This window comes from Colwellia sp. 6M3 (assembly GCF_014077595.1).
GTDB lineage: Bacteria > Pseudomonadota > Gammaproteobacteria > Enterobacterales > Alteromonadaceae > Cognaticolwellia.
This window is the reverse complement of sequence record NZ_JACGWF010000067.1, coordinates 1-23,261: the sequence shown is the minus strand read 5'-3', so window position 1 is coordinate 23,261 and position 23,261 is coordinate 1. Positions and strand designations below refer to the sequence as shown.

At 37.7% G+C, this 23,261-nt stretch carries 15 protein-coding genes and 2 tRNA genes; 6 read left to right on the top strand and 11 right to left on the bottom strand.

Features of this window, described 5'->3' with window-relative positions; all coding sequences use genetic code 11:
• Positions 1–6 precede the first annotated feature (6 nt).
• The 6 genes from H4J50_RS13760 to H4J50_RS13735 all read right to left on the bottom strand — a co-directional run bounded on the left by H4J50_RS13760 (position 7) and on the right by H4J50_RS13735 (position 3,794).
• A tRNA-Asp gene (locus H4J50_RS13760) sits at positions 7–83 on the bottom strand.
• Between the two features lie 51 nt (positions 84–134).
• A tRNA-Asp gene (locus H4J50_RS13755) sits at positions 135–211 on the bottom strand.
• Between the two features lie 170 nt (positions 212–381).
• Positions 382–1,725: a TIGR03503 family protein gene (locus H4J50_RS13750; protein ID WP_182257046.1), complete on the bottom strand. Its 1,344-nt coding sequence runs from the start codon at positions 1,723–1,725 to the stop codon at positions 382–384.
• Between the two features lie 38 nt (positions 1,726–1,763).
• On the bottom strand, positions 1,764–2,498 hold the full coding sequence (gene dnaQ / locus H4J50_RS13745; protein WP_220466228.1) for a DNA polymerase III subunit epsilon: 735 nt from the start codon (positions 2,496–2,498) through the stop codon (positions 1,764–1,766).
• The gene (locus H4J50_RS13740; protein WP_108456334.1) at positions 2,491–3,024 is read right to left on the bottom strand and encodes a DUF2919 family protein; all 534 of its coding nucleotides are present in this window, start codon (positions 3,022–3,024) and stop codon (positions 2,491–2,493) included. Before H4J50_RS13740 ends, dnaQ begins: the two co-directional genes overlap by 8 nt.
• Before the next feature lie 5 nt (positions 3,025–3,029).
• Positions 3,030–3,794 carry a DUF599 domain-containing protein gene (locus H4J50_RS13735; RefSeq protein ID WP_182257045.1) on the bottom strand — a complete coding sequence of 255 codons (765 nt, stop codon included), beginning with the start codon at positions 3,792–3,794 and terminating at the stop codon, positions 3,030–3,032.
• Between the two features lie 294 nt (positions 3,795–4,088).
• On the opposite strand from H4J50_RS13735, the gene H4J50_RS13730 reads away from it, so the two are divergent.
• Complete coding sequence (locus H4J50_RS13730; RefSeq protein WP_182257044.1) at positions 4,089–6,479, top strand: carbohydrate binding family 9 domain-containing protein; 2,391 nt, start codon at positions 4,089–4,091, stop codon at positions 6,477–6,479.
• 205 nt (positions 6,480–6,684) lie between these two features.
• Positions 6,685–8,973: a carbohydrate binding family 9 domain-containing protein gene (locus H4J50_RS13725; protein ID WP_182257043.1), complete on the top strand. Its 2,289-nt coding sequence runs from the start codon at positions 6,685–6,687 to the stop codon at positions 8,971–8,973.
• A 299-nt stretch (positions 8,974–9,272) separates the two neighbouring features.
• On the opposite strand, the gene H4J50_RS13720 is transcribed toward H4J50_RS13725, so the two are convergent.
• A complete protein-coding gene (locus H4J50_RS13720; protein WP_310733271.1) occupies positions 9,273–10,562 on the bottom strand; it encodes an RDD family protein in 1,290 nt (429 codons plus the stop codon).
• A gap of 347 nt (positions 10,563–10,909) precedes the next feature.
• Between H4J50_RS13720 and cysK the strand changes: the two genes are divergently transcribed.
• Both cysK and H4J50_RS13710 read left to right on the top strand, forming a co-directional pair.
• Positions 10,910–11,887, top strand: coding sequence for a cysteine synthase A (gene cysK / locus H4J50_RS13715; protein WP_108456338.1), 978 nt, complete (start codon positions 10,910–10,912; stop codon positions 11,885–11,887).
• 198 nt (positions 11,888–12,085) lie between these two features.
• Positions 12,086–12,520, top strand: coding sequence for a hypothetical protein (locus tag H4J50_RS13710; RefSeq protein WP_108456339.1), 435 nt, complete (start codon positions 12,086–12,088; stop codon positions 12,518–12,520).
• Between the two features lie 138 nt (positions 12,521–12,658).
• Here H4J50_RS13710 and ggt read toward each other — a convergent pair whose 3' ends face one another.
• Both ggt and H4J50_RS13700 read right to left on the bottom strand, forming a co-directional pair.
• On the bottom strand, positions 12,659–14,416 hold the full coding sequence (gene ggt / locus H4J50_RS13705; protein ID WP_182257042.1) for a gamma-glutamyltransferase: 1,758 nt from the start codon (positions 14,414–14,416) through the stop codon (positions 12,659–12,661).
• Positions 14,417–14,546: 130 nt separating this feature from the next.
• Entirely contained in the window at positions 14,547–15,260 is a 714-nt protein-coding gene (locus tag H4J50_RS13700; RefSeq protein ID WP_182257041.1) for a tRNA-uridine aminocarboxypropyltransferase, read from the bottom strand.
• Positions 15,261–15,517: 257 nt separating this feature from the next.
• Between H4J50_RS13700 and rrtA the strand changes: the two genes are divergently transcribed.
• Positions 15,518–16,117, top strand: coding sequence for a rhombosortase (gene rrtA / locus H4J50_RS13695; protein WP_182257040.1), 600 nt, complete (start codon positions 15,518–15,520; stop codon positions 16,115–16,117).
• Here the strand turns inward: rrtA and H4J50_RS13690 are convergent.
• Both H4J50_RS13690 and H4J50_RS13685 read right to left on the bottom strand, forming a co-directional pair.
• Entirely contained in the window at positions 16,107–17,594 is a 1,488-nt protein-coding gene (locus H4J50_RS13690; RefSeq protein ID WP_108456343.1) for an FMN-binding glutamate synthase family protein, read from the bottom strand. The genes rrtA and H4J50_RS13690 overlap by 11 nt on opposite strands.
• Positions 17,595–17,792: 198 nt before the next feature.
• Positions 17,793–20,267, bottom strand: coding sequence for a prolyl oligopeptidase family serine peptidase (locus tag H4J50_RS13685; RefSeq protein ID WP_182257039.1), 2,475 nt, complete (start codon positions 20,265–20,267; stop codon positions 17,793–17,795).
• A gap of 378 nt (positions 20,268–20,645) precedes the next feature.
• Between H4J50_RS13685 and H4J50_RS13680 the strand changes: the two genes are divergently transcribed.
• Positions 20,646–23,012, top strand: a complete 2,367-nt coding sequence (locus H4J50_RS13680; RefSeq protein ID WP_182257038.1) for a YgiQ family radical SAM protein — start codon at positions 20,646–20,648, stop codon at positions 23,010–23,012.
• Positions 23,013–23,261 lie beyond the last annotated feature (249 nt).

Sequence of the window (23,261 nt, the reverse complement as noted above, 5' to 3'; positions counted from 1 at the left end):
AACAATTGGCGGAGTGGACGGGACTCGAACCCGCGACCCCCGGCGTGACAGGCCGGTATTCTAACCAACTGAACTACCACTCCACACATCTTGCTTCTGTAAATTTTGAAAGGACTTACAACCTTTGGATTAATTGGCGGAGTGGACGGGACTCGAACCCGCGACCCCCGGCGTGACAGGCCGGTATTCTAACCAACTGAACTACCACTCCACACATTAATCACTGCTTTCAACAACAACTCGTTGAATGCGGCGGGAATAATACGGTTAACATTCGATGCCGTCAACCAGTTTTTTCCATTCATTTGTTTATATGTCTAATTGATGAACAATCCGACGTTTTTAACAGCAAAACAGGCAAATAAATACGAAAACTTTTCGTTATTTATTCTTTTTACGGCGAATAAAAACAAACATAAGCGCCGCAATGATGATCACTAACGTGTTTCCGCCAATAATATAGAATAATGTTTCTTTTTCTTTTTGGGCTATTTTCGCCGCTTGGTCTGCTTTTGCTTGTGCTAATGCTTGGGCCATTTTTTCAGCTTCTAATGCTGCGTTAGCCATTGCTTGGGCTTTTTTTTGTTCTAACGTTAAATGACTAGTATCACCACTGAGAGTTGAAGTACCTGAATTACCTGCGCGTTCAACATTAAACGTAAACTCGGGCAGTTGTGCCCTAAATTCTCTGCCGTTAATGGTGTCGCCGAATACACTTGTTTCTATACGATGTACGCCAGGTTCAGTAAATGCAATTTTGTGTATACGCTTTAAGCCTTTTTCTTGCTTAACCGTAAAAGGCAATACCTGACGATCTGGAAACGTTACTTTACCCTGAATAAGTATGCTTTCGGCTTTTACTAGCGTGTTATCGATAGTAAATGTCGCAATATGCTCACCGTTGATGTTTTGAGTTGTTGCTACCGATATAGTTATTGGGTTTTTATGCACCACCACCGGCTTTTGTCTTAATTCTCTCGTGGCCATTGGCATTTTAACAATATAGATAGGTTGCCATTCACCAGGAGCAAAGTCTAATTTGAATTCCCCCGTAAACTCTGAGTCCTTAGCGTGTTCGTCTAAGTCTCTGCCGTCGTCTCTAAATGACGCCAGTTTAACGGGCGCTGCACCGAAGTTATCGTACGCTGAATTATTGGTACTGAAAAAATCAACATCAAGTGCAAGAACATCTTTAAAGGAAGGGTTGTCAATTGGCACATCGCCATTAAATAGCCTGCCTGACATTTTAAGTGTTTCGCCTTGTAGAATAATTTCAGGTAAAGGCGTTACCTCTAATCTAATTTCTGAAACAACCATGATTTTACTGTTTGGTTGTACTTCACCTATAACTTGCCAAGGCCCAATCATTGGCGATTTGATTTTAATCATGTCGAATGTGCTGTCATCAAACCATTGCACTTTATCTTCAGGATAGTTATTGATATTTAATTTCGAACCGTTCGGCCTAACAAGTATCACGGGCTGAGCGCCATTTTTGTGATAAAACAGCAAAGTAACTTCGTCAAGTTGAGCGTCAATGCGAAAGCGGTTATCAAAATAAGGAATTTGGTTGGTTACGTTATCGTCGTTGTAATATTCAATTTCTGCGGGTAATTGCTGTGCATTAGCATTTAAGCTAAATAGTAAGGTAAGTACAGTAGTAGATAAAAATTTATTGAGTAATGCTTTGATAGTAAAAAAACGCCCTATAGCGTTTTTTAACAAAAGATTGATTATTTTAAGCCTTTTTATTTTTATTCTCTTTATTCTAACCATAGCGGCGCAGCCCCTTTGTCTTTGACAATTGCTAAACGGTTTTCGTGCTCTGTTAGTTCATCGGCAGTAGCAGCTAAAACCTTTAATTTTGGGCGGTCATTAGTTAGTCTGCGAATAGCGTTTGCATCACTACCTTGGCCTTCACCTTGGTTTAAATTGAAGGTAGCTTGTTTACGGGTCATTTCTATGTAAACAAAGGCCAACAACTGGGCATCAATTAATGCACCGTGATAGGTACGGTCAATTAACTTATCAACTTTATAAAAACGCGCTAAATAATCTAAGGTTTTAGGTGAGCCAAACTCGTCTTTTGATACTTTTAAAGTATCGGTAATCGAACAAACATCTGTCGTTTTTGGAAAACCTGGCATCATGGCAAATTCATGATCCATAAAACCAACATCGAACTTGGCATTATGAATAACTAAACGTGCACCTTTGATAAAGTTTAAAAACTCCTGCCCTATTTGTTCAAATCTAGGTTTATCTCTTAAAAAGTCATCGGTTAAACCATGAATATTAATAACTTCTTGGTCCATGACCATTTGCATACCATGTGCCATAGGCTTAACGTAAACATGATAATTTCTGCCGGTTAATTGCCGGTTGATCATTTCTACACAACCAATTTCAACAATACGGTGCCCTTCTCGTGGGTTAATACCTGTTGTTTCTGTATCGAGTATTATAAGCCGTTCGTCTTGTGTGTTTTCTTCAATCAATTTCTAACCCTTTAGTTTTTCTATGTTTACGCGTGTTATTTTCCGGCAATACTTCAGGAAACTCGGCAATGTTAATGGTAAATCTTTTACTTCGTAAAATATAGGTAATAGCAGATATTACCAATAAACAATGCATTATAATCCAAACTAATGACTGCAACTGCCATATTAAGTAACCTAGCACTCCAATCGTTAAATCAAACACTAAGGCTAAAATAAGCAACGTTTTACATTTTTGCCAACAGGTTCGGACCCATGTTGGCGCTTTAGGTCGCCGTAAACTTAAAATAAGCACTACAAAAAGGCCGATAACACCAGAAGCTAAGTTTAAGTAAAACAATGCCGTTTGTGGATATACCCACTGAATAAAGCCCACATTGTCACGCATGTTTGTTACCGACATTATCCAAATAATATAAGCTCTCAAGACGAACAATAAAATAAAGTAAATACCGGGCGCTAATGTTAAACAATCAAAACTATCAAAATGCTTCGGTGAAAATTTAGCGTAATTATTAGCTGACATAATATTTACTTACTGCTTATGCTGCTGTCAGCTTTAATGGTTTGTTTAGATTTGGAGTGCCTAATGGCAAATTCGTTGTCAAGATACTGCTGCCCTAATGTTATCGCTTTTACCGCTTTTGAGCGAAATTCACGATTATATAAAGTGAAAACAACAAATAAACTGGCAAAAATAAAGGTCAGCGGATGAAAAAACCAACACAAAGCGGCGATAGAGAAATAATACGAACGCAACCCATAGTTAAATGCATGCGCGGCTTGGTCTTGTACTACCGCCATTTGTTCAGCATATTTATTTAGGTTTTCATTTTCGCCGCTGTCATCAAAAGGGCATGCACCAATCATTACATTTAAAAAGCCGTATTGTCTTAATGACCAAGTAAAATGTAGAAATGCCATAACAAAAATAAGCGCCAGCAAACTCAACTTTAATTGAACCATGGCATGATTTGGAGTTTCAGTGTAAGGAATTGACCCAAGAACAGATTCGAGCCGATCAACCTGCGCGAATAATGTTAATACACCGGCTAATATTAATAAGGTAGAAGAAGCAAAAAATGAAATATTGCGTTCTAAGTTCGCTAAAAGTGCCGCTTCACCAACACGAATATCGCGTCCAATAACTTCATACATCCAATGCACTCTATGCTGGTGTAAACATCGAGCAATGCAATTTGTTGTTTTTGCTTTTTTACGTGCAAAGCCAGTGTACCCAGCCCAACAAATAAAGAAACAGCTTAAGGCGATTACATCAAGTAAATATATTGGCATATTAGATTTCAAGTCTGATTTTTTTGTACTGTAGATACCGTTATTATGCTTCAGAAATTTTTAATATTCGAGCGATTATTCTAATATCTTAGAAACAACAAAATGGTAATAATGAATTAAGTAATTTAATATTTTAGTCAACAATAGCACTCAAAAATCCAATACATCGACCTCTTTAAGTAATTTAACCTGCGAAACGGCCTAACTGTCGTATATATTTTGACACATCCAACTTGCTTATTCAGCATACGCGCCAGTATGTAATTATTTGTAACTCGCGTCGATGGAGCCCGAATGTATTTCTCAATAAAACCAATGATATTGACTTTAACCATTTTATTATCAATATCATTAGTCCATGCAACTACTACCCATAAAATAATAAGCATTGAAAATGAAATTATAGAAATACCGAAAATTTCAGGTCAAATTGTTATAGATGCATCATTAAGTGAACCCCAGTGGCTCTCCGCTAAGAAAGTATTAATCAACAATATCACGCGACCTTACGACAACATTCCAAGCCCAGTGCACACCGAAGCTTTATTAATGGAAAATGAAGGCTATTTTTATTTGGCTTTTATTGCCAAAGACCCTGATATTAAAGAGATAAGAGCTTTTTTAAAAGATAGAGACAAGTCATGGGGTGATGACTTAGTGGGTATAAAAATAGACACATACAACGACCAACGCAGTGCCTATCGCTTCTTGGTAAACCCGTTAGGAGTACAAATAGACGGTATTGAAAGTGAGGTAACACAAAAAGAAAGCGATGCGTGGGACGGCATATGGGAAAGCGCAGGCAAAATTGTTAACGATGGTTTTATTGTTGAAATGGCCCTGCCCTTGAGAATGTTAAACTTTCAAGAAATCGAAGGTAAACAAACGTGGGGAATAGAGTTACTTAGATACTACCCTCGAGAAGAGCGCTTGCGTTTATCTAATATTCATTTAGACCGTGGTAACAGCTGTGAAATATGTCAAATAGCTACAGCTTCAGGTTTTAAAGGTGCAAAACAAGGCAGCAACTTTACGGTTACACCTTCGATTGTTTTGGGCGCAGCACAAGAGCGTGATGATAATAACGAGTGGCAAGATACTAACAATACTGAAGCTAGTTTAGATTTGCGATGGGGAATCACCCCTGACTGGTTACTAAACGCGACTATAAACCCCGATTTTTCTACGGTTGAATCCGATAACGCGCAACTCAATATAAACAATAATTTTGCTTTATTTAATCGCGAAAAAAGACTGTTTTTTCTCGACAATCAAGACTATTTTGATAGTGACTATAATTTGGTTTATACCCGTAACATTAATGCCCCTAATTACGGCGCTAAATTAACGGGTCGTGAAAACAATCATGCCTTTGGCTTATTTATTACCGATGACAAAAATACCAATATTTTAATACCAGGTAATCGTTCTTCGTCGGTTGCCACTATTGATGGCGAGTCAAAGGCGGCGGCATTAAGATATCGTTATAGTTTAAATAACGATATTACACTTGGCTGGATAAGCACGTTACGAACAGCAGAAGATTATTCAAACAGCGTTAACGGAATTGATGCTAGATTTCGCTTAAACACTGAAGACGTTTTTAAATTTCAGTCGTTATTTTCTACAACCCAGTACCCAAACGATTTGTTTAAGCAATTTTGTAATGTAGACGAAGAAGATGAACAAGCTCGTTGCGCAACACCAGAAAATAACGATGATTGCCAGTTTGGTGACTGTATTTATAACGAAAATGTATTAAGGACAATAAAAGCAGAAAGCTTTACCGGCAACGCTTTTAAAGCAGGTTATTATCATAATGATAGTAACTGGTATTACCGGGTAACTTATGATCGACAAAACGCTGGGTTTCGTGGTGATTTAGGCTTTATATCGCGTGTTGATCATAATAAATTTTCTGTTGGCGGTGATCGAAAATGGTATGCCGAACCAAATAAATGGTGGACTCAGTTTAAAATATATTCTGACTGGGACCTTATTCACAATGATAACAATGAATTAATAGAAAAAGAGTTTGATATAAACGCACAACTTCATGCTCGTTATAGCTCTTACTTTAGAGTTGGCTATACAAAACGTGATAGCGTCGGTAGTAGGCTTGATAAGAGCAAGTTGGCAATTGCGGATAACAGCACGTTATTTACAGAGCATCAATTTTTTATTTTTGCAGAAACTAAACCTATGCTAGGTCTTTATATAAACGCTAATGTTACGCGAGGAGATAAAATTGACTATCGCAATAATCGCTTAGGAAAAATAAATCGCCTCAGTAGTAATATAAATTGGAACATCAATAAACATGTTGAAGTAAAGCTAAAGCAAACCGTTAGGCAACTAGATGCAGAAGGAGAAAACGTATTTATTGCCCGGTTAACTGATTTACGCACCACTTACCAATTTAATGTACAAAGCTTTCTCCGTTTAAGTGTCGTTTTTAACAATACCAGTAGAAACACAAGTAATTATTTATATATTGCGCCTGAAGATATTAATCGTCATAGCAAAAGCCTTTCTTCAGAGTTACTTTATGCCTATAAAATAAATCCTCAAACAGTATTTTATTTAGGTTACTCCGATCAACACTACAGTGATGAAACCATTCAAGATTTAACGCAAGAACAGCGCAGCGTGTTTATGAAATATAGTTATGCATGGCTTAAGTAAACTTTACCTTGAATATTATTGCCTGCGTATCAATTTATATCTATTGATAAATAACCACCGTTAATGGTGGTTTTTTTATACCAAAATTGAACTATATATTGCCATCTGTTAGCAAATTTGTAACAATTTAAAAAAAGGAATTATTATTAACGTTATATAACTTACGTTAAACACATAAAATAATAATAATATTGGAGTGGTAAAATTGAAGTTTAGTATTCGTGGCCTGTTTACAGTTGCCACTGCCTTTATGCTATTTGTAAAACCGAGTTTTGCGCAAGAAAATACCGTAAACCAGGCACAATTAAATATCCCTCATGTTGAGCTTGAATTAACCATTGATGGCGAATTAAACGATCTCATTTGGCAACAAGCTCTTGATGTTCCAATGAATATTGTAAACAGCCCGTGGAACAACAAACCCAGCCCTGTTTCAACGAATGCAAAAATTGTTGAAAATGGCGATTACCTCTACATTGCTTTTATTGCACAAGATCCTAACCCTGAGTTAATTCAAGGCTTCTTAGGCGACCGCGACACACGCTGGTTTGATGATTTAGTTGGGTTTAAATTAGACACCTACAATAATCGTCGTTTAAATTACGAGTTTTTTGTAAATCCTCATGGCGTACAACATGATGCTATTTTTAATGAAATGACCGTCAGTAAAGACCCTGCTTGGGATGGAATTTGGCAGTCTGCAGGAAAAATAACAAAAGATGGTTACCAAGTTGAAATAGCTATTCCATACCATATCCTAAATTTTAACGACAACGATGACGTTAAAACTTGGGCAATAGAACTAATTAGAGTATATCCTCGAGACACATCGTTGAGGATATCTCATATTGAGTTAGATCGTAACAACCCTTGCTGGCTTTGCCAAACACCTGAAGTTGTTGGTTTTAAAAACGCTAAGGCAAGTAAAAACATTATGCTTACGCCCACTTTAGTCGCCAGCAGAAGTGAAACTCGTGAAATTTTCACCCCCAAAACTGACTGGGAAGCTGAAAACGACATTGATGCAGGTTTAGACCTACGTTGGGGCATTAATGCCAACACTCTGTTAAATGTGACTTTAAATCCAGATTTTTCGAATATAGAAACCGACTCTGGTCAACTCAGTGTTAATAAAACCTTTTCGCTTTTTTATGACGAAAAACGACAATTTTTTGTAGAGAACTCAGAGTACTTTTCCAGTAACTTTGACCTAGTGTATACCCGTAATATAGCTGACCCTGAATATGGTGCTAAATTAACCGGCACTGAAGGCAAACACACTTACGGCGCATTCATGACTAATGATACGCAAACCAACATTATTCTTCCGGGTAATACGGGTTCAAGATTAATATCGTTAACCGATGATAGTGAGTCAGGTGCTATTAAGTATCGTTACGATGTTAACGAGGACTTTTCAGTTGGTGTGATCAGTACATTACGCCAAACCGAAAATTACCATAACTTTGTTTCTGGTATAGATTCAAAATACCGATTCAATGACTCGAACTCGCTTCAAGCACAAGTGCTGATGGCTGATACCAAAGACTCGGCTCAGTTTACGGATAGTGGTAAAGAAGAAAACTATAATGATAATGCCTTTAAATTAAACTTTAAACATGACTCAGAATATTGGGAAGTTAGTGCTGAACACCAAGAAATTGGTGCAAGGTTCCGTGCAGATCTTGGTTTTATGCCACGTGCCGATTATCAAAAAAGTAAATTGTTAGTTAACCGATTAATGTACGGTGAGCCAGAAAGTGCTTGGCAAAAAATGACCTTTGCTGGGCAGTGGCAAATATTACACAATGAAAACGGTGAATTACTTGAGCGCTCGATATCATCAAGCTTTAATATCGATGGTCCTATGCAGTCATTGTTTAATGTTTTACTCGTTGCCGCTGATAAAGTGGGGTTACGTCGCCATGAGTTAAATTTTGATTTACCGATAGATAATACCATTGACGGTAACACAGATCGGTTTGAAGAAAATCAAGCGGTTTTCTATGCTTCTATTCAACCTACAGCACAAATATTTACCAATATTGAGTTAACCGTAGGTGATAAAATTGATTATGAAAACAATAGACTTGGCGACTATGTCGCACTTTATGGCAGTATTAACTACAACGTGAACAAGCATTTACAGTTTGAGTTTTCTCATACCTTTAGTGATTTAGACGCAGATAATGCCAATGTATTTACAGAAAATTTAACTGAACTTCGAGTTTCTTATCAATTTAATGTTAATAGCTACTTAAAATTCAACTTGGTCTACACCGATATTGATTTTAACTTAGATAACAACCCTAACGCTTATACAGCGAAAGATAATAACTTAACTACGCAACTTATCTATGCATATAAAATAAACCCTCAAACGGTGTTCTACTTAGGTTATTCAGATAATAGTTATCAAGATGATAGATTGAAGAGCTTATCTCGTGAGCAACGTACAATTTACACTAAAATTAGTTATGCGTGGTTACCTTAAGGCACTATAACTTCTTATTTAAATTCACAGTAGGTCGTCGATAATAAATGTTTTTTTGGCTACCTACTCGTGAAATAGTATTGCGTATAACACCTTCCTCCGCATTTACTTCGGCATTTATCCAACGATAGTGCCTAATATGCTTACCAACTTAACTCCCTGTATTATTACCGACAACAGAAACGACTTTAATTACGACAATAGTTCCTGCGTTAATACTGACAACAGAACAACAATAGCTCCTAAATCAGGTGCGACTTTAGTCAATATGTACCATTTGATAACTAATAAGTTATGAGTTAGCTCGCATCGCCTGTTGGGTGTTCAATAATATTTTGTTTATATTTCTTTTTGCCAAAATCACTGTCGTTTATAACAATGGTTGAAGATATTTTATCGTGAATAGCTTGTCTATTGGGATCCCAGAATATCTGGGCAAAACCAAGTAAACCTGTTGCTATTCCAGCACCATAACCACCATACCGTCCAAAGCTATCCCAAACTGATAATGGTGTACCATCGAGCTGAATTACTCGTATATTGAAGAGTTTTTTACCGGGTGTTTGTCCATACCAAAGTGCGGTAAACATAGTAAAGTAGAAAGCTGCCCAACCAAAACCTAAGCCTAAATCTTCAACTAGCCCTTTAAGCCAAGCAAGTCCTTTATACACTTTTGGATTGGCTGGTTCGATATCAGCAGCATTCACTTGTTTAGCTTCATCTAACGACGTTGAATCGGCTATTTCTTTGGGATTATTGTTTAAGTTTACTTTCGTTGCTTCTGCGTTATTTAGCACAGTAACTTTCAGCATATCTTGATCTATAAGCGTTTTTTCAGTTTGCTTAAGCGTGTAAGCTTTTTGTAACTGTGCGCTTATAATCGTTATTTCTTGCTCAGTTAAATCACTTTTTTCGGTAATATTCTCAAGTAAGTTAGCGTTAAATTGCTTAGCATCAATTGCTGAGGTGCTTTGTTCAGCATAGCCTGAAGCTAAATCATTACTGAGTTCTTGCCAACAAGGTAAGGTTTCACACTCACTGTGCGAAACAGCAAGGTTAGCAGCAAGCGTAAGTGTGACTTTAATAAAGTCATTACTGGTGCCATCACTGCCCTGCTTTTTATTTTCACTGGATAGCCCTGCTTGCTCAACTTGGTTATTAATTGTGTCTAATTTAGAAAATAGCTTAGGTAGAATGTCGATTAATACAACGAAAACGATTAAGGCGGCAATCATACGAAGTATTGTTTGTCTTATACCACTTATTTTCCCTCGCTTTTTCGCCCGCTTTTTACTGCCTACATTATAAAGTGTAACAGCAACTAACAATGCCAAAAGCTCACCGGGTACTTCACTTAATAGCGCCACCAAAAATAAGTCAACCGTTAGTGCTGCTCCGCGTCGCCATGGCACCGCAAGTGCCATACCAAATAACGATTTATCTATTTTAAAAGCCAGTGGGGTTAATATTTCACGCGTTTCTTGACCAGACAATTTATCTGCCGTAGCTTTATGTTTTGCCGCTTTTGACAATGATTCAAGGTGTTCTGATTTATTATTATCAGCCTGATTATCTACAGTTTTGGTCACATTTATTCCGTTATCGTTGGGCGATGTGTATATTTACAGGTACACACATGCAATAAAGTTAACAATATCAATCAACTGATTCTACAGCAAACTATTTTACAAACGCGTAATAACTAATAAAATCAAGGTTTAACATTTCAAATAATGTCTCGCAGCCCTCTTACTTAGGTATCTATTCCTTTTTTGCATATAAGATACCGAAATATCACTTCTTTTTCTGCCATAAAGGGTTAACCTAATTACAATTGTTGACTATGTTGAAATAATTTTCGATAGTTAACACATACAAACAAATAAATGATCTGTATGACATACTTAGTTATACCGAGACAATAGGATTAAAAATAATGTCGACTATATTTGAAGATAACTCAACATCAATTGGTAACACTCCGCTAGTAAAACTTAACCGTGTTATAAGTGGCGAAAACTCAGCTAATGTTTATGCAAAAATTGAAGCGCGTAACCCAAGCTTTAGTATTAAATGTCGCATCGGTGCCAACATGATTTGGGATGCTGAGAAAAAAGGTTTACTTACCGAAGGTAAATCTATTGTCGAGCCAACCAGTGGTAATACTGGCATCGCACTAGCATTTGTTGCTGCTGCTCGTGGTTATAAAATAACGCTTACTATGCCTAATACTATGAGTATGGAGCGTAGAAAACTATTAATCGCTTTAGGTGCTAAATTAGTACTTACCGATGGCGCTAAAGGTATGGGCGGCGCTATTGCTAAAGCGCAAGAAATTAAAGATGCTGATCCAGACAACGTTGTATTATTGGGTCAATTTGATAATCCAGCTAACCCTGAAATACATGAAAAAACTACCGGACCAGAAATTTGGCGTGACACTAAAGGTCATGTAGACTTTTTTGTTGCTGGAGTTGGCACAGGTGGCACAATTACCGGTACAACACGCTTCCTTAAAAGCGTAGCAGAGCATAAAATTATTTCAGTAGCGGTTGAGCCAACAGATTCTCCTGTTATCACTCAAGCAATGGCTGGTGAAGAGTTAAAACCTGGTCCTCATAAAATTCAAGGTATTGGTGCTGGTTTTATTCCTGGAAACTTAGACCTTTCTATTATTGATGCAGTAGAACAAGTATCAAATGACGACTCTATGGCAATGGCGCATAGATTAATGAAAGAAGAAGGTATTCTTGCCGGTATTTCATCAGGCGCAGCGGTTGTAGCTGCCAAGCGTATTGCTGAAAAACCAGAAAATGCAGGTAAAAACATTGTTGTTATTTTACCAAGTTCTGCCGAACGTTACCTTTCAAGCGCTTTGTTTACTGACTCATTTAGTGAAGAAGACTTAGCGTAATAAGTATTAAGGTTAAGCTATTTTAGGATAAATGCTAAAAATTACATTTACCCTAAAGCATATAACCTTATATATTGACCCTAAATTTAAAGGCGTGATTTATCGATAATCACGCCTTTTTTATTTTAAAAAACAATAGGTTTAGCAACAATTATTACGGTAGTATGCAGGTAATATTACACAGATAATTGTTACTTTATGAATTATATAAAACTTATATCTTTAAGCTTCATGCTTTTAATTTTTGGTTGTGGCGAGTCATCCAAAGATACAATTACAAATGTTGACAACCCTGAAGTGGTTGCCATTGAATTTTTTAATGCCTTGTATAACGAACAAAACATTAAAAAAGCGGCATCGGTATGTAGTCCTAAATTAGCTCGTATTATCTTGCACTATAAATCAACTAAAGCTGTTGCTCGCCATATGTTTAATATGTCTTTTGATAATGTTGAAATAACCCCAGACGATAGTGGTGTTAAAGTTAGAGAGCAGTTTAAAAACTCTGCAGTAATTACGGTTTACTTTGATGGTTATTATCAAAATAACCATTTAAAAGATGTAAAGCGATTATCGCTGATACAAGTAGAAGATAAATGGATTATAGATAAAATATTGAAAGATCCCTTTTAATATTTTTACAGTAAAACTAAAAACGGCGTCAATAATGACGCCGTTTTGTTTTCTAAATAACGATGAAAGTTGCTTTAGAAAATAACTTTAAAAGTTTTATAAATGTCTATGTAAAGCTTAATGTTTACAACTTATCATTTAATAGCCAATTGCTATGCCTTCTCGTCTAGGGTCAGCACCACCGTGCAATTTACCCTTTGATAACACAATCGCTTGAATGCCACTATTTAAGTCGCGTACTACCACCTTATGGCCTTTTTCTTCTAGTGCTGGTTTAAGTTTGACTAAATCTGTGCCTTTTTCTAGTGTGGTCACTTGATTACGATTAGTTATGCGTGGCAAATTAATCGCTGATTGAGGATCAAGTTGCCAATCAAGAATTGCGATCATAGTTTGTGCTACATAATTAATAATTCGACTGCCTCCAGGTGAGCCTATAACCATTTTTAAACCCTTATCTTGATTGAATACCATCATAGGGGCCATTGAACTGCGTGGTCGTTTACCTGGCTCTAAACGGTTTGCCACCCATAGACCATTTTGTTTAGGGTCTAATGAAAAATCAGTTAACTGATTATTTAAAATAAAGCCTTCAACCATTAACGCTGAGCCAAAGCCCATTTCAACACTGGTGGTCATCGAAATAGCATTGCCATATTCATCAACAATTGAAATATGGCTGGTTGACGGTAATTCGTAAGCATTGTCATCAGCTTGCGATAGTGCTCCTTCAGGTTCGCCAGCAACAGCATTCCCCATATCTTTATCAAGATTAATTAAGCTAGCGCGTTGAGCTAAATAACGTTTATCTATCAAGCCTTGAGTGGGAACATTAACAAAGCTACTGTCTGCAATATATCGATTACGATCAGCAAAAGCTAAACGCGAACTTTGAGTAAATAAATGAGCAAACTGTGGATCATTCATCGAATACTGTGCAATATCGAAATGCTCAAGCTGCCCTAACATTTGAATAATGGCAACACCACCAGAGCTTGGCGGTGCCATTCCACAAATTTGGTATTGTCTATAAGGGCCACATACTGCAGGTAATTCTTTCGCTTGATAGTTGCTCATATCAGCAAGGGTCAAACGGCCAGGCGCAATGGGTGACTGTTGTACTGCAGTAGTAATTTTCTTGGCAATCCAACCTTGATAAAATACTTTTGTGCCTTCTTTAGCAATACTACGATAAACAGCGGCAAGTTTTGGGTTCTTTAATAACTGCCCTGCTTTTATTGCCTTACCTTCAGGGAAGAAGTAGTTTTTTATAGTTGGCAACTTTGTAATGCCAGGATTGAATTCCATCGCAACCAGTTTTTCTAACCTTGAGGAAACAATAAAGCCAGTTTCTGCCAGCTCAATTGCATCTTTAAACAGAACATTCCAAGGTAATTTACCATATTGTTCATGCGCTTTTTTTAAACCCGCTAATACACCAGGCACACCAACAGATTTACCTCCAACTACAGCTTTTATCCAAGGTATTACTCGACCATTTTCATCTAAAAACATATCGCTGGTTGCTGCTGAAGGTGCGGTTTCTCTGCCATCAAAAGTCGTTAATTTTTGCGACTTTTTATCCCAGTGCAACATAAACGCACCGCCACCAATACCTGAAGATTGTGGTTCAACTAAGGTTAATACTAATTGCACCGCAATCGCTGCATCTACAGCACTACCACCTTGCTTTAGTATATTAAAACCGGCTTTGCTCGCATAAGGATTTGCTGAAGCAACCATGGCATGATCTGTCACCACAGTTTTTTTAATTATTAAGCCCGTAGCGGCTTCTGGTTCGCGGTCTTGTCTTTTTGTATCTGGCGCGGCGGTTGCACATAAACTGGTGGAGATAAAGAGTAAAGAGAAAAGCCCTTTAGTGACTAAATTTGACATGATGTTCCTTAATAGAGCGTTATGAGAAGCTAATAGAGACTAGCTGGGTTTATAAATGCGCCAGCTTGGTGTGAGTACATTAGCAGTATCGAATTAATATTTAAACTTACCTATTACCCATTTTTTAAAATTAATGATTAGATTGATTAAATGATTGTTGAAATTCATTAAACTTAACAAAGCTACTTAACAGGTTTTGATATTTTTCAGGGGCATTTTCCAAACGTGCTAATGCATGACAACAAGCTTCCAAAGAGGAGAGCGCGTTATCTTTTTTAGTCTTTCTTATTTGATAAAGACTCGTTATTCCTTGCGGTAAAACAATATGTTTTATTTGCTGCAAACAAGGGTTGAGCATAAACATTCGATAAGCTTTTTTCCATGTGCCATCGAGTATAATTATGCATTCAATATCAGCCAATACGCCATTTGTAAGTGTTTTGGTGCTTTCATCTTCAACACCACATTTAACAGTACTTTTAACTTCACTTTCAACATCACTTTCAACATCACTTTCAACATAATTGTCAATATTGAGTGTTGCTGGCTTTAGCGCTAAATAATCTAACAGCGATGCCTGCTCGCTGGGATATAGCAGTGCTGTTTTATCAGCATAATGTTTAAGTCGCAGTGATAATACAGCAGAGTCATCAAAATTCTCGCCAACAATAACTTCACACTTCGTAAGCGACTGCTTTAATAAACTCACCGTGCCTTTACTTTGGCCAACTTCACTGGGATGTTGCAGTATAATAACCGAAATATCATTTTCAATACTAACTGCAAACTTGCAAATACAGGCCTTTGTCGGGCGCTGACATTCTTGACATAAAGCTCTGGACATTTAATTAAAATAACTAAAAAAATAAAAGCTAAGTTTACGTAAGTTTGTCGTCGAGTTTAAGTCATTTATTAAATTACTTTTAATACCTATTAGCTTTTAAGAATGGACAAGTTTCGAGCAGAGCACACAATATCGTAGTTTTGAGCTAAGCAAGTTATCTATAGCCTTAAAAATCTTGTGTTTATAAACCGAGTGCCAACTGTTAAAGTCAGCCATCTCTTATTTGTCTTATATTTTTACAGAAAATAATAAAACACATGCTGCAATTAAAACCGTTCCCCATAAAAACAACTCAATTTATTGGCCCATTGTTAGTATTGATATTCGCTCTATTAGCCTTTATTTTTGATGACCAAACGTCAGACTTATTAATTTACAATCGTAGATTAATTATTGAAGGTGAGTATTGGCGTTTAATTACTGGCCATTTTTTTCACTCAAATGGTAATCACTTCTTGCTCAATGCTGCCGCTGTAGCTCTACTTTGGGCGTTACATGGTCAATATTACCATTATAAAAGTTACCTCATTATTTTTATCGTCAGTGCTCTTATTTGTAGCCTTGGTATGTTCTGGTTTGCAAAAAACATCACACTTTATGTTGGGCTATCAGGTGTATTACACGGCTTTTTTGTCTGGGGCGCATTAATGGATATTAAGCATAATGAGAAAACAGGCTATTTATTATTAATAGGCGTAATTGCAAAAATTATTCATGAACAAGTTTATGGTGCTAGCGCTGATGTAGAACAACTTATCGGAGCAAGCGTTGCCACCGACGCACATTTATATGGTGCAATCGGTGGTTTAGTTGTATTTACTGTGGCTTATTTCAATGCTAAACGAACTAATGTTTAGGTTGGCTATAAGGATGAAGCTTATCAAGTGCAACGGATAAACCGTTGTCTTGAATCACGCGCAGATGATTACGGTCTAATTTTCTTGCATGTTTTACCCCACACGAATGCGCTAATAAGCCTACACCATATTGAATATACTTATGGTAGTTAGCCACACGCTCGGCTTTACTTATTGGGTCTAAACCTTGTTGTAGTTTAGGATTATGAGTTGTTATACCAGTAGGACAAGTATCTTTGTTACACTGCATCGCTTGAATACAACCTAAAGAAAACATAAAGCCCCTAGCTGAATTGACTGCATCGGCGCCAACGGCTAATGCCCATGCAACTTTTGATGGTGTGATCAGTTTACCTGCACAAATAATTCGAATGTGTTCACGTAAACCATACTCAACCAATAAGTTTACCACCAGAGGTAAACTTTCTTTTAACGGCAAGCCAACATAATCCATTAACGGTTGAGGTGCTGCACCTGTGCCGCCGTCGGCACTGTCTATAGTAATAAAGTCAGGAGCAAACTCAGCCCCTTGAAGGTTAATTTCCTCAAGTAAATCTCTCAACCATAACGACTCACCAATAACCGCTTTAAATCCAACAGGTTTGCCTGTTACGTTACGAATTCGATTGACCATGGTTAAAATATCTTTAACCGATTTAATATCTGGATGGGCATTGGGGCTAATTGAGTCTACGCCAACTTTAATACCCCGTATTGCGGCGATTTCTTCAGTTACTTTTTTACCGGGTAATATACCGCCCTTACCGGGCTTAGCACCTTGACTCATTTTTATTTCAAACATTTTTATTTGTGGTTTAGCCGCTAGTGCTGCCAACCTTTTATCACACAACTGACCATGTTCATCTCTAACACCATATTTTGCGGTACCAATTTGAAAAATAAGATCAGCTCCACTAGCTAAATGGTAGTTGCTAACACCACCCTCACCTGTATTTAACCAACAACCTGCTTTCGCCGCACCGTCTGATAGCGCTTTAATGGCAGGTGCTGATAATGATCCAAAACTCATGGCTGAGATGTTAAAAATTGAGTCGGTACTATAAGGCTCTTTACAGTGAAGACCAAAGGTAATACTACTTGGCGACACCGCATCTTCTTCGAGCGTTGGAAAGGCACAATTCATAAACATAATAGTACCCGGTGGCTCTAGGTTTCTTGTTGAGCCAAAAGCTACCGTGCGATCTATATCTTTAGCCGCGCGATAAACCCAGCTTCTTTCAGCTCGATTAAAAGGCAGTTCTTCTCTGTCCATGGCGAAAAAATATTGTCGGAAAAACTCACCCTGTTTTTCAAATACATATCTAAAGCGGCCAATAACCGGATAATTACGGCGTATGGCCTGTTTATTTTGTGTTTTATCTACAATATACATGTAAATAATTGCGCATACGCCTAACGCAAGCAGCAATATAAATATAGCGGATAGTGTTTCTAAATAACCAAGCATATTGTCCATGTTGTACTCTTTATTTTAACTAATGTTCAATAGTTTATATTAAGTTTGCTTAACTTACGTAACTTACGACCGCTATTTATTAAACGACGAAGTTAAGTTTTATCAACATTAAGTAAATTCACGCAATGTTCGATAACTTCATTTGTGATAATAAAAAGGCCTCAGATGAGGCCTTTAACAATATATAAGCTTTAACGCTTAAAGCGTATTTTCAAACAACTTATAAATTCGACGATATTCATTTAACCAAGAGCTTGGCTGTACAAAACCATGCGGCTCTACCGGATAAATAGCGGTTTCAAAATCTTGTTTTTCTAGCTCAATTAAACGTTGTACTAAACGTACCGTGTCTTGAAAGAAAACATTATCATCAACCATTGGAGCATTGATAAGTAAAGGTTTCTCTAGGCCTTCTGCAAAGTAAATTGGTGAGCTACGCTCATAAGCGATAGGGTCATCAGCGGGTGTATTTAAAATATTGGCGGTATATCCGTGATTGTAATATGCCCAATCTGACACTAAACGTAATGCTGATCCAGACTGGAATAACTCGGGGTCAGTAAACATCGACATCAAGGTCAAGAAACCACCATAAGAGCCACCATAAGTACCTACTCGTTTAGCATCAACATTGGCATTTTCAACCAACCAATTTACACCATCGCGCATATCTTGTACTTCTGGCTTGCCCATATGTCGATAAATAGCGGTTCGCCAGTCACGGCCATAACCTTTTGATGCGCGGTAATCCATATCAATAACCACGTAACCTTGTTGTACTAACATGCTATGGAACATATATTCACGAAAGTAACCTGACCAACCTAAGTGTGAGTTTTGCAGGTAACCGGCACCATGACTGAACATTACCGCTTTATTTTTAGTGTTATTTTGATCATACCCTTTAGGTAAATACACTTTTGAATAAATAGGCTGCTCTTGGTGTGATGACTCAATTGCGACTACATTGGGTGCAGACCATGGCATAGCCATAAACGTTTCAGATACAGTGTGAGTTATTTGAATTGCTTCGCTGTTGCTCGCTAATTCTTTAATATAAAGTTCAGGCGGCATGGTGATTTTTGAATGCTGAACTAAAAGTTTAGATTCATCTGGACTAAGGGCGTAATCATTCATGCCCCCTAAATCAGTTAACGCTTTGACCTTACCAGAGGCTAAATCAACATTATAGATCTCATAAATTCCAGGATGTTTTTTATTGGCCTTAAAGTAAATTGTTTTCTCATCAGCAGATAGAGTTAAATCATTAACTTCATAGCTTCCTGATGTTACAGCCTTGGCTTTCCCGTTAATAGGCTTAACATATAATTGTGCGTAGCCACTTTCTTCAGAAAGATAATATAAACTGCTAGAGTTACTTAACCATCCCATTTCGTTGAAGGTGTAATTAATCCAAGCATCGTCATGTAAACGGTGCTGAGAAACTAACGCTTTTTTCTCTAAATCAACGGTGGCAATCCAGCGGTCTTTGTTATCCCAAGCTTCCAACATTACAGCAACTTGCTTGCCATTTTTTTGCCATTGAATAGGATCCCAAGCTTGCATTACATGAATATTACGTGCTGATTTTTTAGAGGTGTATGTTTTTCCTTCACGAGCGTAGTTTTCTTTACGCACACTGGCGAGTACATCTTCATCAAAACCTGGCAAACTGTCGTAATTCAATAATGCTTTAGTGCCTTGGCTTAAATCGAGTATATAAAGTTGTTCAGCATATTGGCGGTTATCAGCGACACGGTTTCTCACCTTTTGTGCTTTAATATGGCCATCGCCAGCAATATAGTTAGGCATTATATCGCTGTCATTTCGTGCTGACTTGTCTGATGCAACACTTACTACTAGCTTATCGCCAGCAGGAGAAAGGCTAGCATGCACAACCTCGTTACCTTTACCGAAGTAAAAGTTCGTTTGTGTTACAGTGCTATTTTTCACTCTTAATTGACGTTTTTGCTCTGCACGTAAATCTTTATTACGCTTTTGCAAAGCAATATATTCTATCAGCTCATGCTGTTCGTTAGCGATATAGCTTGGGGTATCTGTGGCTGCGCTTTCACCATCAGACATTTTTAAATTTGCTAATTCTATAATTTTTTGGCTATTCATATCATGTGCGTAAAAAACATCATCCACACGATATGCAACATTGCCATTAGTTAGAAACATGGCTGAATATTCAACGGCAGAAGTATAGGTTAATTGCTGCACCGCTTGTGTAGCGAGCGTTTTAACAAAAACATTACCTTCAAAGGTATAAACTTCATGTGTTCCAGCGTTGTTTAATACCGCATTGGTGTCAGCCACAACATGCATTTGCGCTAACTTAACGGCGTCACCATTACCTTGGGTTGAAACATTTTTTTGTATTAAATCTCTTAAGGGATTACCCACTTGCTTTTGTTGATAATAAACAGTTTGGCTGTCATCGCCCCAGTACCATGATTCAGGAGAGCGACCGAACCAATCAGGATCTGACATAATTTTTTCTAGGGTAATTGTCGTTGCACTTGCCGCGCCTGCAGCAGATGTTGCTAAAACACTAACAGGCGCTTCACTGGTCATAGCATTATTATCTAACGTAACCTTTTTCTGCGCTGTAGATGCACATGCGGCTAAAGAAAAACTAATAGCAGCAGCAATTAATTGTAGTTTCATAGTTTATTTTACTTATATTGGTTTATTTATAAGGGGTCTGACTAAAGAATACTTATCTAAACGATTAAATAACTGTTAATAAATACGTTAATACTGTGAAAGTTATAAATTTGTTCATCAAAATAATTACGCCTAGTTATACTAAGCTATGACTAAATATTCAATAAAACTAAGCGTTAACACGACCAATAACGAATTTTATAAGATGAAAGCCTGTCAATATCAGAAACCACGTTAAGCTTATTTAGGCTTAAGCTTTTATCTCTGTTATAATCGCGCGCCTTATCAATGTGAATGTACTGTAAATGATCATTGTTAGGCTATAAACGTGAATAAAATCACGCGAGTCTCTAGTATAAAAATTAATTTAGGTAATGTATGAACTTAGCTCCAACCCAGAAAACAACACCAAAACTATTCGATTACCCTAAGTATTGGGCAGAATGTTATGGCACTGCGCCATTTTTGCCGATGTCTCGACAAGAAATGGATGTGTTAGGCTGGGACAGTTGCGATATTATTCTTGTAACTGGCGATGCTTATGTTGACCACCCTAGCTTTGGCATGGCGGTTATTGGTCGTATGCTTGAGTCGCAAGGCTTTCGCGTTGGCATAATTGCTCAACCTGATTGGAAGACCAAAGACGCTTTCATGCAACTAGGTAAACCTAATTTATTTTTTGGTGTAACCGCCGGCAATATGGACTCGATGATCAATCGCTACACCGCCGAACGCCGTATGCGCCATGATGATGCCTACACGCCTAACGATGAAGGTGGCAAACGCCCTGACCGCGCCGTAACCGCTTATACCCAAAAATGTAAAGAAGCCTACAAAGGCGTGCCTATTATTATTGGTGGTATCGAAGCGAGTTTACGCCGAGTAGCTCATTATGATTATTGGTCTGACAAAGTGCGTCAATCGGTACTGTTTGATTCGAAAGCTGATTTACTTATATACGGCAATGCCGAACGTCCGCTTATTGAAATTGCCCATCGCATTGCCAATGGCGACGATGTTAAAAACATTACCGATGTACGTGGTAGCGCATTTTTAGCGAACCAAGTACTACCGGGTTGGAAAGGCATTGACTCACGTAGTATTGATAAGCCTGGGAAAATTGACCCTATTTATAGCCCTTACCAAGATATGACCTCGCCTGATTGTGCAACAACGTCGGCCGATGCTGCAGCTAAAGCCGCTGAAGAAATGGTAACAAATGCAGCGGAAAAAGATGTAACGAAAACTGCGCAACCTATTCAGTTAAGTGAGTTTAGAGCGGCTGCCCATAAAAATGTGTCGTGGGCAGACAAGAAAAAACCATGGGAAACTACTTATATTAACTTGCCAACCTTTGAGCAAGTAAGAGACAACAAAACCCTTTATGCCCATGCTTCACGTATTTTTCATCAAGAAGTAAACCCAACGTCTGCCAAACCATTAGTACAAAAGCACGGTAGCCGCCTTATTTGGTTAAACCCGCCAGCAAAGCCATTATCAGAAGCTGAAATGGATGGTGTATTTGGTTTACCTTATCAACGTGTACCTCACCCTTCATATGGTGATGCTAAAATACCTGCATACGACATGATTAAAACCTCAATCAATATTATGCGTGGTTGTTTTGGTGGTTGTACCTTCTGCTCTATTACCGAGCATGAAGGACGTATCATTCAAAGTCGTAGTGAAGACTCTATTATCGCTGAAATTGAAGATATCAAACTGAAAGTACCGGGCTTTACTGGCGTTATTTCCGATCTTGGCGGCCCTACCGCCAACATGTACAAATTGAATTGTAAAAGTGAGAAAGCTGAAGCAACTTGTCGTAAACCGTCATGTGTTTGGCCAACTATTTGTGGTCACTTAGATACCGATCATACTCCAACCATTAATTTATATCGCAGAGCGCGGAAAGTTAAAGGTATTAAAAAAATTCTTATTGCTTCAGGCGTGAGATACGATTTAGCGATTGAATCCCCTGAATATGTTCAAGAGCTAGCAACTCATCATGTGGGTGGCTATTTAAAAATTGCCCCTGAACATACCGAAGAAGGGCCATTAAATAAAATGATGAAGCCTGGTATGGGCAGCTATAACAAGTTTAAAGAAATGTTCGATCATTACTCTAAACTTGCCGGTAAAAAGCAGTATTTGATCCCCTACTTCATATCAGCACATCCAGGCACAACCGATTTGGATATGGTCAACCTTGCTTTATGGTTGAAAGAAAACGACTTTAAGCTCGACCAAGTACAAAATTTCTATCCGTCGCCTTTGGCAAACGCTACAACGCTTTATCACACTGAAATAGATTCATTGCGCAATGTAAAAAAAGATAGCGCGTCTGTATCCGTACCAAAAGGCACAATTCAGCGCCGTTTGCATAAAGCGATATTGCGTTATCATGATCCCGCTAACTGGGGCATTATTCGTGACGCTTTAACAAAAATGGGCCTTGCAAGAAAACTCATTGGTAGTAAGCCTGGTTGTTTAGTACCTAATGAAACAAGAAATGAAAGTCAGCAGGTGCATTATAAAAACAACGGCAAAGGTAAAAACAATGCCTCTGGCAATAAAACCTCGCCGGGCCAAGAAAAGCGTTATGGTAAAAAGCCAGTAACCGCTAAAAAAGCTAAACCTGGCGATAAAGCTAAACAAGGCTTAACACGTTTTTCTGATAATCAATTTAGTGACAGAAAACCGACAAGCCCTGTAAAGAAAAAACGTAGTAACAATCCGCGTTAAAGTTTAAGTTATTAATCTATTGATAAAAGTCAAAAAGCCTAGCGTTATCGCTAGGCTTTTTTTGTTTGTGCTCCAGATAGAAATACCTTAAAACATTGTTCACCCAAACGTGATAAATACAGTTGTCCTCTCGAAATTGTGGGTTCCCCCCCGCTTAATAAAATATCACAACATCAAAATCTTAAATGGGTATCATCCTAATTTCTAAGAATTATTATTTTTATAGGTTTGAGTGAAAGAATTAAATAG

Excerpts from the sequence above, each read along its gene's own strand:
- H4J50_RS13740 (WP_108456334.1), bottom strand. The coding sequence starts at position 3,024 with ATGTCAGCTAATAATTACGCTAAATTTTCACCGAAGCATTTTGATAGT.
- H4J50_RS13735 (WP_182257045.1), bottom strand. The coding sequence starts at position 3,794 with ATGCCAATATATTTACTTGATGTAATCGCCTTAAGCTGTTTCTTTATT.
- H4J50_RS13730 (WP_182257044.1), top strand. The coding sequence starts at position 4,089 with ATGTATTTCTCAATAAAACCAATGATATTGACTTTAACCATTTTATTA.
- cysK (WP_108456338.1), top strand. The coding sequence starts at position 10,910 with ATGTCGACTATATTTGAAGATAACTCAACATCAATTGGTAACACTCCG.
- H4J50_RS13710 (WP_108456339.1), top strand. The coding sequence starts at position 12,086 with ATGAATTATATAAAACTTATATCTTTAAGCTTCATGCTTTTAATTTTT.
- ggt (WP_182257042.1), bottom strand. The coding sequence starts at position 14,416 with ATGTCAAATTTAGTCACTAAAGGGCTTTTCTCTTTACTCTTTATCTCC.
- H4J50_RS13700 (WP_182257041.1), bottom strand. The coding sequence starts at position 15,260 with ATGTCCAGAGCTTTATGTCAAGAATGTCAGCGCCCGACAAAGGCCTGT.
- rrtA (WP_182257040.1), top strand. The coding sequence starts at position 15,518 with ATGCTGCAATTAAAACCGTTCCCCATAAAAACAACTCAATTTATTGGC.
- H4J50_RS13690 (WP_108456343.1), bottom strand. The coding sequence starts at position 17,594 with ATGGACAATATGCTTGGTTATTTAGAAACACTATCCGCTATATTTATA.
- H4J50_RS13685 (WP_182257039.1), bottom strand. The coding sequence starts at position 20,267 with ATGAAACTACAATTAATTGCTGCTGCTATTAGTTTTTCTTTAGCCGCA.
- H4J50_RS13680 (WP_182257038.1), top strand. The coding sequence starts at position 20,646 with ATGAACTTAGCTCCAACCCAGAAAACAACACCAAAACTATTCGATTAC.